14 protein-coding genes and 1 other RNA gene are annotated in these 12046 nt (G+C 65.1%); 12 read left to right on the plus strand and 3 right to left on the minus strand.

The window, feature by feature from the left end:
* The first annotated feature begins 31 nt into the window (after positions 1-31).
* From RS901_RS08695 to RS901_RS08705, 3 genes are read left to right on the plus strand one after another with little or no spacing between them, the layout of a single operon-like run.
* Positions 32-760, plus strand: a complete 729-nt coding sequence (locus tag RS901_RS08695) for an amino acid ABC transporter permease (protein WP_316152927.1) — start codon at positions 32-34, stop codon at positions 758-760.
* Positions 761-769: 9 nt separating this feature from the next.
* A complete protein-coding gene (gene gltK, locus RS901_RS08700; RefSeq protein ID WP_316152929.1) occupies positions 770-1453 on the plus strand; it encodes a glutamate/aspartate ABC transporter permease GltK in 684 nt (227 codons plus the stop codon).
* Positions 1450-2184 carry an amino acid ABC transporter ATP-binding protein gene (locus tag RS901_RS08705; RefSeq protein ID WP_316152931.1) on the plus strand — a complete coding sequence of 245 codons (735 nt, stop codon included), beginning with the start codon at positions 1450-1452 and terminating at the stop codon, positions 2182-2184. The genes gltK and RS901_RS08705 overlap by 4 nt, the downstream gene beginning before the upstream one ends.
* A 62-nt stretch (positions 2185-2246) precedes the next feature.
* Here RS901_RS08705 and RS901_RS08710 read toward each other — a convergent pair whose 3' ends face one another.
* Entirely contained in the window at positions 2247-3077 is an 831-nt protein-coding gene (locus RS901_RS08710) for a class II glutamine amidotransferase (RefSeq protein WP_316152933.1), read from the minus strand.
* A gap of 139 nt (positions 3078-3216) precedes the next feature.
* On the opposite strand from RS901_RS08710, the gene RS901_RS08715 reads away from it, so the two are divergent.
* The 5 genes from RS901_RS08715 (at position 3217) to rnpB (ending at position 7896) form a co-directional block, all read left to right on the plus strand.
* Complete coding sequence (locus RS901_RS08715; protein ID WP_316152935.1) at positions 3217-4290, plus strand: tartrate dehydrogenase; 1074 nt, start codon at positions 3217-3219, stop codon at positions 4288-4290.
* Complete coding sequence (locus RS901_RS08720) at positions 4287-5594, plus strand: glycerate kinase (protein ID WP_316152937.1); 1308 nt, start codon at positions 4287-4289, stop codon at positions 5592-5594. Before RS901_RS08715 ends, RS901_RS08720 begins: the two co-directional genes overlap by 4 nt.
* 44 nt (positions 5595-5638) lie before the next feature.
* The gene (gene pyrC / locus RS901_RS08725; RefSeq protein ID WP_316152939.1) at positions 5639-6673 is read left to right on the plus strand and encodes a dihydroorotase; all 1035 of its coding nucleotides are present in this window, start codon (positions 5639-5641) and stop codon (positions 6671-6673) included.
* A gap of 20 nt (positions 6674-6693) precedes the next feature.
* The gene (locus RS901_RS08730) at positions 6694-7521 is read left to right on the plus strand and encodes a DUF3025 domain-containing protein (protein WP_316152941.1); all 828 of its coding nucleotides are present in this window, start codon (positions 6694-6696) and stop codon (positions 7519-7521) included.
* 34 nt (positions 7522-7555) lie between these two features.
* Positions 7556-7896: RNase P RNA component class A (gene rnpB, locus RS901_RS08735), an RNA gene on the plus strand.
* Positions 7897-7950: 54 nt separating this feature from the next.
* On the opposite strand, the gene RS901_RS08740 is transcribed toward rnpB, so the two are convergent.
* Positions 7951-8373 carry an OsmC family protein gene (locus RS901_RS08740; protein ID WP_013955568.1) on the minus strand — a complete coding sequence of 141 codons (423 nt, stop codon included), beginning with the start codon at positions 8371-8373 and terminating at the stop codon, positions 7951-7953.
* A 726-nt stretch (positions 8374-9099) separates the two neighbouring features.
* Here RS901_RS08740 and rplM point away from each other — a divergent pair.
* The 4 genes from rplM to erpA all read left to right on the plus strand — a co-directional run bounded on the left by rplM (position 9100) and on the right by erpA (position 11145).
* Complete coding sequence (gene rplM, locus RS901_RS08745; RefSeq protein WP_010813907.1) at positions 9100-9528, plus strand: 50S ribosomal protein L13; 429 nt, start codon at positions 9100-9102, stop codon at positions 9526-9528.
* 12 nt (positions 9529-9540) lie between these two features.
* Positions 9541-9933, plus strand: coding sequence for a 30S ribosomal protein S9 (gene rpsI, locus RS901_RS08750; protein ID WP_010813906.1), 393 nt, complete (start codon positions 9541-9543; stop codon positions 9931-9933).
* A gap of 253 nt (positions 9934-10186) precedes the next feature.
* Positions 10187-10675 (plus strand): polymer-forming cytoskeletal protein, encoded by a 489-nt coding sequence (locus tag RS901_RS08755; protein WP_316152960.1) that lies wholly within the window; start codon positions 10187-10189, stop codon positions 10673-10675.
* A gap of 101 nt (positions 10676-10776) precedes the next feature.
* A complete protein-coding gene (gene erpA / locus RS901_RS08760) occupies positions 10777-11145 on the plus strand; it encodes an iron-sulfur cluster insertion protein ErpA (protein WP_010813904.1) in 369 nt (122 codons plus the stop codon).
* Positions 11146-11204: 59 nt separating this feature from the next.
* Here the strand turns inward: erpA and RS901_RS08765 are convergent, their stop codons facing one another.
* Complete coding sequence (locus RS901_RS08765; RefSeq protein ID WP_316153432.1) at positions 11205-12002, minus strand: phytanoyl-CoA dioxygenase family protein; 798 nt, start codon at positions 12000-12002, stop codon at positions 11205-11207.
* Positions 12003-12046: the final 44 nt, after the last annotated feature.

Raw genomic sequence — 12046 nt, forward strand, 5'->3', positions numbered from 1 at the left:
ATGTCCTTCCGTTTCTTTTTGAGGACGCAACATGAACTACAACTGGCATTGGGGAGTTTTCCTCGAACAGGCCGCCCAGAACGAGACCTACCTGGACTGGATGATTTCCGGCCTGAAGGTGACGCTCGCGCTGGGGCTCTCGTCCTGGGCCATTGCCCTGGCCATCGGGTCGGTGCTCGGCGTGCTGCGCACCGTGCCCAGCAAGTGGCTGGCGGGCATCGCCGCCACCTATGTGGAAGTTTTCCGCAACATCCCGCTGCTGGTGCAGCTGTTCATCTGGTATTTCGTCATGCCCGAGCTGCTGCCCGGCGGCGAGGCGATCAAGCAGATGAACCCGTTCGCGCAGCAGTTCCTGGCCGCCATGCTGTGCCTGGGCACCTTTACCGCGGCGCGGGTCTGCGAGCAGGTACGTTCGGGCATCAACTCGCTGGCGCGCGGGCAGAAGAATGCCGGCCTGGCGATGGGCTTCACGCTGCCGCAGACGTACCGGCACGTGCTGCTGCCGATGGCGTTCCGCGTGATCGTGCCGCCGCTGACTTCCGAATTCCTGAATATCTTCAAGAACTCGGCGGTGGCGTCGACCATCGGCCTGCTGGAACTGGCGGCGCAGGGCCGGCAACTGGTGGACTACACCGCGCGCCCGTATGAATCGTTCATCGCGGTCACGCTGATGTACGCGCTGATCAACGTGACGGTGATGCTGATCATGCGCTGGGTGGAAGCCCGCACGCGCGTGCCCGGCTTCATCGGCGGCAAGTAAGGGGGAGCCATGGCTTATTCCTTCGATTTCACCTCCATCACCCCTGCCACGCTTCATGTCCTGGGCGAGGGCATGATGGTCTCGCTCAAGATCACCGTCACCGCGGTGGTAGTGGGCATCGTCTGGGGCACCATCCTGGCGATGATGCGGCTGTCGTCGTTCAGGCTGCTGAACTGGTTTGCGCAGGGGTACGTGACCATCTTCCGTTCCATCCCGCTGGTGATGGTGCTGCTATGGTTCTTCCTGATCATCCCGCAGGTGCTGCAGAACCTGTTCAACCTGTCGCCGGCGACCGACCTGCGCATGACGTCCGCGCTGGTGGCCTTTGCGCTGTTCGAGGCCGCGTACTACTCGGAAATCATCCGCGCGGGCATCCAGAGCGTGTCGCGCGGGCAGATGTTCGCGGCGCAGGCGATGGGCATGACCTATGGCCAGTCGATGCGGCTGGTGATCCTGCCGCAGGCGTTCCGCAACATGGTGCCGCTGCTGCTGACGCAAGGGATCATCCTGTTCCAGGATACGTCGCTGGTCTACGTCAGCGCGCTGGCCGACTTCTTCGGCCAGGCCTACGGCATCGGCGAACGTGACGGCCGCATCGTCGAGTTGCTGCTGTTCGCCGGCCTGGTGTACTTCATCATTTGTTTCTCCGCTTCGCTGCTGGTCAAGCGTTACCAGAAAAAGGTGGCTGTATGATCGAAATCAACAATGTCTCCAAGTGGTACGGCGCCTTCCAGGTGCTGACCGACTGCACCACCAAGGTTGCCAAGGGTGAAGTGGTGGTGGTGTGCGGCCCGTCCGGGTCGGGCAAGTCCACGCTGATCAAGACCGTCAACGCGCTCGAGCCGTTCCAGAAGGGCGATATCCTGGTCGACGGCACCTCGGTGGGCAATCCCAAGACCAACCTGCCCAAGCTGCGCTCGCGCGTGGGCATGGTGTTCCAGAACTTCGAGCTGTTCCCGCACCTGTCGATCACTGAGAACCTGACCATCGCGCAGATGAAGGTGCTTGGCCGCTCCAAGGAAGAGGCGCTGGCCAAGGGCCTGAAGTACCTGGACCGCGTGGGCCTGAAGAGCCAGGCGGAGAAGTACCCCGGCCAGCTGTCGGGCGGCCAGCAGCAGCGCGTGGCGATCGCGCGCGCGCTGTCGATGGACCCGATCTGCATGCTGTTCGACGAACCGACCTCGGCGCTGGACCCGGAGATGGTCAACGAAGTGCTGGACGTGATGGTGCAACTGGCCCAGGAAGGCATGACCATGATGTGCGTGACCCACGAAATGGGCTTCGCGCGCAAGGTGGCCAACCGCGTGATCTTCATGGACCAGGGCAAGATCGTCGAGGACTGCGAGAAGGAGGAGTTCTTCGGTAATATCGAACACCGCTCCGAGCGCGCCAGGCAGTTCCTGTCGAAGATCCTGCAACACTGACCGGACGGGCAGGGCAAGCAAGAAGGGACGCCTCGGCGTCCCTTTTTTTCGTTCCCGATGGCTCAGGTGCAGGCGGTGTTGGCCGCGTTCTTCGCCTGCACTTCCGGCGGGATCGGCACCGTCAGCGTCATGGTTGGGCGCCCGTCCTCGAACATGATCAGTTCGCCCGGGGCGAAGCGGTTCCAGGTCTCGTTGTCGGTCAGCGGCTGGGTGGCGATCACCGCCACGCGGTCGTCTGGCGTGGTGACCTGGGCGAAGTCGATCGACAGGTCGGCGTCGATCAGGTGCGCGGTCGAGAATGGCCACTGCCGCACCAGGTAGTACAGGTGCGTCGAGCAATGCGCGAACAGCGCCTGGCCGTTGCACAGCAGGAAGTTGAAGACCCCGTGCAGAGTGATCTCGCGGGTGATGTCAGCCAGCGCATGGCACAACTCGTTCAGCGGCGGCTGCGAGCCCGGAAAGCGCTTGCGCAGGCCCTGCATCAGTGTGCAGAAGGCCAGTTCGCTGTCGGTGTCGCCCACCGGCTGGTAGACGCCGGACAGGAACGGGGTGAAGCCCTTCAGGTCGCCGTTATGGGCAAAGATCCAGTGGCGGCCCCACAGTTCGCGCATGAAGGGGTGGCAGTTCTCCAGCAGCACGGTGCCCTGCGTCGCCTTGCGGATATGCGAGATGACGTTCTTGGACTTGATCGGGTAGCGCTTGATCAGGTCTGCCACCGGCGAGGTGCCGGCGGACTGGTTGTCGATAAACAGGCGGCAGGCCTTGTCCTCGAAGAAGGCGACACCGAAGCCGTCGGCGTGATGGTCGGTCAGGCCACCGCGCGCGGCAAAGCCGGTGAAGGAGAACGTCACGTCGGTCGGCGTGGCGCAGTTCATGCCTAGCAGCTGGCACATATCGGGGCACCGGTCGGCAGCGGGCTGCCGCTTTGCAATAGAATGCAGACATTATCCCGCGCACCCGGGCCGCTGCCAAGCAGCATTGGCCGGGCCGCGCGCGGCGACCGGCCATCCTGCACGTATCTCGCCAATAACCATGCGCCAATACAAGATCGCCGTGATTCCCGGAGACGGAATCGGCACGGAAGTCATGCCCGAGGGCATCCGCGTGATGGACGCCGCGGCGCGGCGCTTCGGCATCGACTTCCAGTGGGACCACTTCGACTTTTCCAGCTGCGACTACTACGCCCGCCACGGCAAGATGTTGCCGGACGACTGGTTCGACACGCTGGTCAAGTACGACGCCATTTACTTCGGGGCGGTGGGCTGGCCAGATGCGGTGCCTGACCACGTTTCACTATGGGGCTCGCTGCTGCAGTTCCGGCGCTCGTTCGACCAGTACGTGAACCTGCGCCCGGTGCGGCTGATGCCCGGCATCAGGAGCCCGCTGGCCGGCCGCCAGCCTGGCGATATCGACTTTTATGTGGTGCGCGAGAACACCGAGGGCGAGTACTCCAGCATCGGCGGGCGCATGTTCCCGGGCACCGAGCGCGAGATCGTGGTGCAGGAAACCGTGATGAGCCGCACCGGCGTCGACCGCATCCTGAAGTTTGCCTTCGAGTTGGCACAGAAGCGGCCCAGGAAGCACCTGACGTCGGCGACCAAGTCCAATGGCATCTCGATCACCATGCCGTACTGGGACGAGCGCGTCGAGGCGATGGCGGCCAGCTACCCCGGCATCAAGGTCGACAAGTACCACATCGACATCCTGACCGCGCATTTCGTCCAGCATCCGGACTGGTTCGACGTGGTGGTGGCCAGCAACCTGTTCGGCGACATCCTGTCCGACCTGGGCCCGGCCTGCACCGGCACCATCGGCATCGCGCCGTCGGGCAATATCAACCCGGACCGCACCTTCCCCAGCCTGTTCGAGCCGGTGCACGGCTCGGCCCCGGACATTGCCGGGCGCGGCGTGGCCAACCCGATCGGCCAGATCTGGTGCGGCGCCATGATGCTGGAGCACCTGGGCCATGAAGCAGCCGGCGCCGCAGTGCTGGGTGCGATCGAGAAGGTGCTGGCCGCGGGCCCCGAGCACGCGCCGCTGACGCGCGACATCGGCGGCAAGGCCGGCACGGCCGACCTGGGCCTGGCTATCTCGGAGGCGCTGTGAGCGCGGCGGTCGCGGGCGATCCCCGCGCCTTGCTGCTGGACAGCTTCCACGCCGCGGTGGCGGCGGCCGATCCGCTGCAGATCGTGGCGCAGCAACTGCCGCCCCCGCACGCGGGCGGCCGCACGCTGGTGGTGGGCGCGGGCAAGGCCGCGGCGTCGATGGCCGCGGCGGTCGAGCGTGCCTATGCCGGCAAGGCCACGCTGGAAGGGCTGGTGGTCACGCGCTATGCCCACGGACTGCCGACCGACCATATCCGCGTGATCGAAGCCGGCCACCCGGTGCCCGACGAGGCCGGCGAGCAGGCCGCCGCCGATATCCTGGCCAGCGTGCAGTCGCTGACGCCGCAGGACCGGCTGCTGGTGCTGGTGTCGGGCGGCGGCTCCAGCCTGCTGTCGCTGCCGGCCGAAGGCATCCCGATGGCTGACCTGAAGGCCACCACCCGGGAACTGCTGCGGTGTGGCGCGCCGATCACCGAGATGAATATCGTGCGCAAGCATGTCTCGCGCATCCAGGGCGGGCGGCTGGCGCAGGCAAGCAGTGCGCCGGTGACCACGCTGATCGTCTCGGACGTGGCCGGCGACGATCCCAGCGCGATCGCCTCCGGCCCGACCGTGGCCGACCCGAGCACCTTTGCCGATGCGCTGGAGATCCTGCGCCGCTGGGGTGCGCAGGTGCCAGCCAGCGTGCAGGCCCACCTGGAGCGCGGCGCCCGCGGGGAGGTGCCGGAGACGCCCAAGCCGGGCGACGCGCTGTTCGCCCAGGTCGACAACCGCATGATCGCTACCGCCCATGGCAGCCTGCAGGCTGCCGCGGCGCTGTTCCGCGAACGCGGCATCACGCCGGTGGTGCTGGGCGATACCGTGACCGGCGAAGCGCGCGAAGTGGCCCGCGTCTACGCTGCGCTGGTGCGCGAGATTCGCGCGTACAATGCGCCGTTTGCCGCGCCCGTGGCGCTGATTTCCGGAGGTGAGTGCACGGTCACTTTGCCTGCCGGCGGTGGCGCCGCGAAGGCACGGGGCGGGCGTTGCTCCGAATTCCTGCTGTCGCTGGCGGTCGAGCTGGACGGCATGCCCGGCGTGCATGCGATCGCGGCCGACACCGACGGCATCGACGGTTCGGAAGACAATGCCGGTGCGCTGGCTGATCCGACCACGCTGGCGCGCGCCGCGGCCGCCGGCCTGCCGGGACTGCGCCAGCTGGACGCGCACGACGCCTGGGGCCTGTTCGATGCCATCGGCGACCTGGTGGTCACCGGCCCGACGCGCACCAATGTGAACGACTACCGCGCCATCCTGATTCTCTGATTTCGACGAACGCCCGCCGCCGCCGCGGCAGGCCCAAGCTAGCCATGACCCAGAAGCTCACCATCACCCGCCCGGACGACTGGCACCTGCACCTGCGCGACGGCGCGGCCCTGGCCGCCGTGCTGCCCGACACCGCGCGCCAGTTCGCACGCGCCATCATCATGCCCAACCTGAAGCCGCCCGTGACCACGGTGGCGCAGGCGCAGGCCTACCGCGCCCGCATCCTGGCGGCGCTGCCGGCCGGCCTGCAGTTCGAGCCGCTGATGACGCTGTACCTGACCGACAACACCACGGCCGAAGAGATCGCCGCGGCCAAGGCCAGCGGCTTTGTGCACGGCGTCAAGCTGTACCCGGCCGGCGCCACCACGAACAGCGATGCCGGCGTGACCGATATCCGCCGCTGCTACCCGGCGCTGGAAGCGATGCAGCGCGCGGGCCTGCCGCTGCTGGTGCACGGCGAGGTGACCGATCCCAGCATCGACATCTTCGATCGCGAAGCCGTCTTTATCGACCGCGTGATGACGCCGCTGCGCCGCGACATGCCCGAGCTGAAGGTGGTGTTCGAGCACATCACCACCAAGGACGCGGCCGAGTACGTGCGCGACGCCAGCGGCCCGGTCGGCGCCACCATCACCGCGCACCACCTGCTCTACAACCGCAACGCCATCTTCACCGGCGGCATCCGCCCGCACTACTACTGCCTGCCGGTGCTCAAGCGCGAGACCCATCGCGAGGCCCTGGTGGCTGCGGCGGTCTCGGGCAGCCCGCGCTTCTTCCTGGGCACTGACAGCGCGCCGCACGCGCGCGGGCTGAAGGAACACGCCTGCGGCTGCGCCGGCTGCTATACCGCGCTGCATGCGATGGAGCTGTATGCCGAGGCCTTCGACGCCGCCGGCGCGCTGGACAAGCTGGAAGCCTTTGCCAGCTTCTACGGCCCGGCCTTCTACGGCCTGCCGCGCAATACCGGCACGCTGACGCTGGAGCGAGAGGACTGGGAACTGCCGGCCGAGCTGCCCTATGGCGACACCACGCTGGTGCCGCTGCGCGGTGGCGAGACACTGCGCTGGAAGGCCCGCTAAACCCTGTCGAGCCCTTGCCCATGCAGGTGCCCGCGGCCGACGAGTCTTTCGTCGCCGCGCTGGCCGGGATCGACTGGTCCCGGCCGTGGTTCCAGCCGTTTGCGGCGCAGGGTGCCGCGCTCGCTGCGGCGGTGCAGGGTGGCGCCGATCTGCGCGCGCTGCTCGACGCGCGCGCCGGCCAGCTTGGCCTGCGCAATGCGCGCGGCCTGCCGCTGCGCTTCATCTCCCAGCATGCCTTGCCCGAAGGCAGCGCCTATGAAGCGCATATCCATGCCACGGGCGAGATCCCGACCCGCGACAATCTCCACGATTTCTTCAACGCGCTGACCTGGCTGCATTTCCCACAGGCCAAGCGCGTGCTCAACCAGATCCAGGCCGAGGTCATCGCGCGCGCAGGGGTGCAGACCACGCGCGGCGGCGTGCGCGATGCGGCGACGCTGTTCGACGAGAATGCGGTGCTGTTTGTCAGCGCCGATCAGGACCTGGTGGATGCGCTCAAGGGGTTTGCGTGGCAGCGCCTGTTGGTCGAATCCAGGCCGGCGTGGGGCAGGGCCTGCACGGTGGTGCCGTTCGGCCATGCGCTGCTCGAAAAACTGGTGCAGCCGTACAAGTCGGTCACTGCGCATGCGTGGGTGCTGCCGCTGGCGCCGCAGCAGGCGGCAGGCCCATCGCTGGACGCCATGCTGGCGCAATCCCTTGCCGCTGCGGCCCAGGCTGGCGCGCTGCGCGGCGGGCGCAGTTTTGCGCCGCTGCCGGTGATGGGCATCCCGGGCTGGTGCGACGATAACGCCGAACCTGGCTTCTATGCCGATACCGCGATATTCCGGCCGGGACGGCGCGCCGGCTGAAAGCGCCGCCAATCGGTGTTAGACTGCGGGCCGCAAAGCAGGCCAGGCAACCGCTGCCTGCACCGCAAGGTGCAGGGGGAGGAAAGTCCGGACTCCACAGGGCAGGGTGTTGGCTAACAGCCATCCACGGCAACGTGCGGAATAGGGCCACAGAGACGAGTCTTGCCGCCGGGTTCGCCCGGTGGGAAGGGTGAAACGCGGTAACCTCCACCTGGAGCAATCCCAAATAGGCAGGCGATGAAGCGGCCCGCTGAGTCTGCGGGTAGGGAGCTGGAGCCGGCTGGTAACAGCCGGCCTAGAGGAATGGTTGTCACGCACCGTTTGCCGCAAGGCGGGCGGGGCGCACAGAATCCGGCTTATCGGCCTGCTTTGCTTCTTCTTATGGCATGACCCGGCGCCACCACGGAGTACCGGGTCTGCATCTTCCCTTCAGGCTTCGACGATTTCCAGCGTGTGCGTGATCTCGGCCGTCTTGGCCAGCATGATCGACGCCGAGCAGTACTTTTCGTGCGACAGCTTGATGGCGCGCTCGACCGTGGCGGGGTTGAGATTCTTGCCGGTCACCACAAAATGGAAGTTGATGCGGGTGAAGACCTTGGGGTCCTCGCCGGCGCGCTCGGCCTGCAGCTGCACGCTGCAGCCGGAAACGTCCTGGCGGCCGCGCTTGAGGATAAGTACCACGTCATAGGCGGTGCAGCCGCCCGTGCCGAGCAGCACCATCTCCATCGGCCGCGGTGCCAGGTTGTGGCCGCCGCCCTCGGGCGCACCGTCCATCGCCACGATATGGCCGCTGCCGGTCTGGGCCACGAAGCTCATGCCATCCGCGCCCATCCATGTCACTTTACATTCCATTTTGTTCGTTCCTGTCGTTTATATTGTGTGTTTCCGATCACAAACGCATGATCTCGAATCTTGCAATTCTCAGTATATGGCATCGCCCAGCTTGGGCTGCCGACGTCCATATCCCTATGAAATCTGAGGGTTTCCTCTAGTGTGACAGTTCAATGACATACTTGTATGTTGCGTAAGTCATTGATTTTAATTTGAAATTCCCCGTTTTATGCGTCACGCCTTTCGTTCCGCAATACGAAATTGCATTTCGCACTGCAAATTTCCCTTGCACTGGGGAAAACCCCATGTATAATTTGAATCATTGAACGACGGCGCTGACAGCGCGCCAGAGTGCGAAAGCGAAGCCCCGGGGCAAGCCCTCCGCACCGCCCGCCAGCCCCTCCGTCGATCTCCCAGTGTCTCCTCCACCCTCCTCCTTTGGTGGATTCAAACCCAAGCTCAACAGCTTGGGTTTTTTTTCGCCCCTGCGTCCTGGGGCACCGTGCACGGCAAAGTGCGCGAGGCTGCCCTGGCTTGGTCCCGCCGTGGCTGCGACCTTGACGAAAAGATCAGTCTTTGCTTGTGCGGTTCCGGCACGCACCAGTATAATGGAAGGCTTTCCGTCATACCCGCGGAAGAAAGAGCAGGACCAGGCCAGCCTTCACGGGCCAGCCACAAGACTTGCAGGGGCGAGTACAAGCCTTCGCGAGTCGGATTTCGGGTACGAACTAATAGTCAGGAAAAATCATGAAGACCTTTTCCGCCAAGCCTCATGAGGTAAAGCGCGACTGGTACGTGATTGACGCGACGGACAAAGTCCTCGGCCGTGTCGCCAGCGAAGTGGCACGCCGTCTGCGCGGCAAGCACAAGCCGGAATTCACTCCGCACGTCGACACGGGTGATTACATCATCATCGTCAATGCAGCCAAGCTGCGTGTCACGGGTACCAAGGAAACGGACAAGAAGTACTATCGCCATTCGGGCTACCCGGGCGGTATCTACGAAACGACGTTCGGCAAGATGCAGCAGCGTTTCCCGGGCCGTGCCCTGGAGAAGGCTGTCAAGGGCATGCTGCCGAAGGGTCCGCTGGGCTATGCGATGATCAAGAAGCTGAAGGTTTACGCCGAAGCCGAGCATCCGCATGAAGCGCAGCAGCCCAAGGCGCTGGAAATCTAAGGAGGCCAATCCATGATCGGTAACTGGAATTACGGTACTGGCCGCCGCAAGAGCGCTGTGGCTCGTGTCTTCATCAAGTCGGGCAAGGGCGACATCATCGTCAACGGCAAGCCTATCAAAGAGTATTTCGCTCGCGAAACCTCGCTGATGATCGTGCGCCAGCCTCTGGAACTGACCGCTCACGCTGAAACGTTCGACATCAAGGTCAACGTGACCGGCGGTGGCGAAACCGGCCAGGCCGGCGCAGTGCGCCACGGCATCACCCGTGCCCTGATCGACTACGATGCGACCCTGAAGTCGGCCCTGTCGAAGGCTGGCTACGTCACGCGCGATGCACGTGAAGTCGAGCGTAAGAAGGTCGGCTTCCACAAGGCGCGTCGTCGCAAGCAGTTCTCGAAGCGCTGATGCGTTTTCGCGGGTCCGGTACTGCCGGATCTTGCGAGACCAAAAAACCGCACGCTGGCCGTGCGGTTTTTTTTCGCCCGCGGGCACGGAAATGCGCCGGCCTGCCGAAAAAGCGATTGGGCAGCCATACTTTTGTGGGGTATGGGCTGCGCGCGGCTACAATCACGCCCTGTCGCCATCGGCAAGTGCTGCTTGCCGGCGCGAATGCGCCACGGCCGGAGGGTTCGGCACGAACGAGAGAGGAGTGAGAGTGATGCTGTTTTCGAAAAAGAAGGGCCTTTCGATCGATACGCTGATCGGCGAAGACACCGCTATCGACGGCGACCTGGTGTTTGCGGGCGGCCTGCGCCTGGACGGCCGCGTGCGCGGCAATGTCACCGCGGCGCCGGGCAAGCCGAGCATGCTGGTAGTCAGCGAAAAAGGCATGGTCGAGGGCGAGATCGGCGTCGGCCACCTGGTGCTCAACGGCACCGTCAAGGGCCCGGTGCAGGCCACCGACCTGCTCGAACTGCAGCCGCATGCCCGCGTGCTGGGCGACGTGCGCTATGCGGCGCTGGAAATGCACCAGGGCGCGCTGGTCGAAGGCCGCCTGATGCCGCTGGTGCAAGGCGAGATCAAGGCGCTGCCGAACCTGGTCGAGGCGGCGCCCGCGGTTGAAGTGACGGAAGCGGCGCACGAGGCTGCCGCCACGGACCGCGCAACGCCGGCTGCCGACACCCATCCAACTGAAAAGGCCGCCTGAGCGGCACCCGCCATGCCGGGAGCCCCTTGAAAACACAGGGTTTCGGCACGATCTTTCAGTAGCGCTTAGAATACAGGCGTATCTAAACAGGAGAACACCCCATGAACGCAGTCGCAGAGGCACCCGTTACCGAGGACGTGCCGGCACCGTTCGTCTTTACCGACAGCGCCGCCGACAAGGTCAAGCAGTTGATCGAGGAAGAGGGCAATGCCGAGCTGAAACTGCGCGTGTTCGTGCAGGGCGGCGGCTGCTCCGGCTTCCAGTATGGCTTCACCTTCGATGAGGAAGTCAACGAAGACGACACCACCATGGTCAAGAACGGCGTCACCCTGCTGATCGACTCGATGAGCTACCAGTACCTGGTCGGCGCCGAGATCGACTACAAGGAAGACATCAACGGCGCGCAGTTCGTGATCAAGAACCCGAATGCATCGACCACCTGCGGTTGCGGCTCGTCGTTCTCGGTCTGACCGACACCGGTCCCCAAAAAAACGCACCTTCGGGTGCGTTTTTTCTTTTCCGCGATGGCTTACTGCGCGGCGCGCCAGACCACGGGAAACCAGTCTTCGCGCATGCGCTCGCCGGTCTGCTGATCGATGCCGGGGAAGGGCGGTGAGGTGCGCCCGGGCCGCTGCATGAAGCGCACGTCGTCGCCCAGGAAGCGCGCCGAGAACGCGCGCCGGCGCCCGGTGCCGGTATTGCCGGCAGCGCCATGCACGGTACGGAAGTCGAACACCACGGCATCGCCCGGCTCCAGTTCCGGTGCGAGCAGGGTGTAGCTGCGGTCTTCCACGTCCGGCATCTCCATGAAGGCGTCGTCACCTCCATAGAAGTTCTCGTTGCTGGCCCAGCGCTTGGGCCGCACCAGCCGCGGCCAGCGGTGCGAGCCGGCCACCACGCGCAGGGTATTGGCCTGCGTCACCGGATCCAGCGGGATCCAGTAGCTCGCGGTCTGGGTGCCGTCGACGCAGTAGTAGGGCAGGTCCTGGTGCCACGGCGTGGGCTTGGCCGTGCCGGGCTCCTTGACCAGGATGTGTTCATGGAACACCTGCACCGCCTGCGACTGCATGATGCGCCCGGCAATGGCCGCGGCCGGGGACTGGCGGATAAAGTCATCGAACGGCGTAATGCGCTGCCAGTTGCAGTAGTCCTCGAAGAAGCGCCCGCTCTCGCCGGGCCGTACGTTCTCAATGGCGAAGGGGCCCGGCTCGGCCAGGTTCCGCGCAAAGCCGTCGCGCAGCCGTTCGACCCAGTCGGTGAAGGCGCCGCGCAGCACCAGCACGCCGTCGCGCTGGTAGGTGTCGATCTGTTCCTGGGTGATGTTCATGGCGATGTAGTGTGGGGCGGTGTGCCCAGTATCGCCATGCATGG

This window comes from Cupriavidus sp. BIC8F (genome assembly GCF_032465815.1).
Lineage (GTDB): Bacteria > Pseudomonadota > Gammaproteobacteria > Burkholderiales > Burkholderiaceae > Cupriavidus > Cupriavidus necator.

Bases quoted from the DNA above. Each gene is read 5' to 3' on its own strand.
- RS901_RS08710 (WP_316152933.1), bottom strand. From the start codon at position 3,077: ATGTGCCAGCTGCTAGGCATGAACTGCGCCACGCCGACCGACGTGACG.
- rplM (WP_010813907.1), top strand. From the start codon at position 9,100: ATGAAGACCTTTTCCGCCAAGCCTCATGAGGTAAAGCGCGACTGGTAC.
- RS901_RS08755 (WP_316152960.1), top strand. From the start codon at position 10,187: ATGCTGTTTTCGAAAAAGAAGGGCCTTTCGATCGATACGCTGATCGGC.
- RS901_RS08705 (WP_316152931.1), top strand. From the start codon at position 1,450: ATGATCGAAATCAACAATGTCTCCAAGTGGTACGGCGCCTTCCAGGTG.
- RS901_RS08740 (WP_013955568.1), bottom strand. From the start codon at position 8,373: ATGGAATGTAAAGTGACATGGATGGGCGCGGATGGCATGAGCTTCGTG.
- RS901_RS08765 (WP_316153432.1), bottom strand. From the start codon at position 12,002: ATGAACATCACCCAGGAACAGATCGACACCTACCAGCGCGACGGCGTG.
- gltK (WP_316152929.1), top strand. From the start codon at position 770: ATGGCTTATTCCTTCGATTTCACCTCCATCACCCCTGCCACGCTTCAT.
- erpA (WP_010813904.1), top strand. From the start codon at position 10,777: ATGAACGCAGTCGCAGAGGCACCCGTTACCGAGGACGTGCCGGCACCG.
- RS901_RS08730 (WP_316152941.1), top strand. From the start codon at position 6,694: ATGCAGGTGCCCGCGGCCGACGAGTCTTTCGTCGCCGCGCTGGCCGGG.
- RS901_RS08695 (WP_316152927.1), top strand. From the start codon at position 32: ATGAACTACAACTGGCATTGGGGAGTTTTCCTCGAACAGGCCGCCCAG.
- rpsI (WP_010813906.1), top strand. From the start codon at position 9,541: ATGATCGGTAACTGGAATTACGGTACTGGCCGCCGCAAGAGCGCTGTG.
- RS901_RS08715 (WP_316152935.1), top strand. From the start codon at position 3,217: ATGCGCCAATACAAGATCGCCGTGATTCCCGGAGACGGAATCGGCACG.
- pyrC (WP_316152939.1), top strand. From the start codon at position 5,639: ATGACCCAGAAGCTCACCATCACCCGCCCGGACGACTGGCACCTGCAC.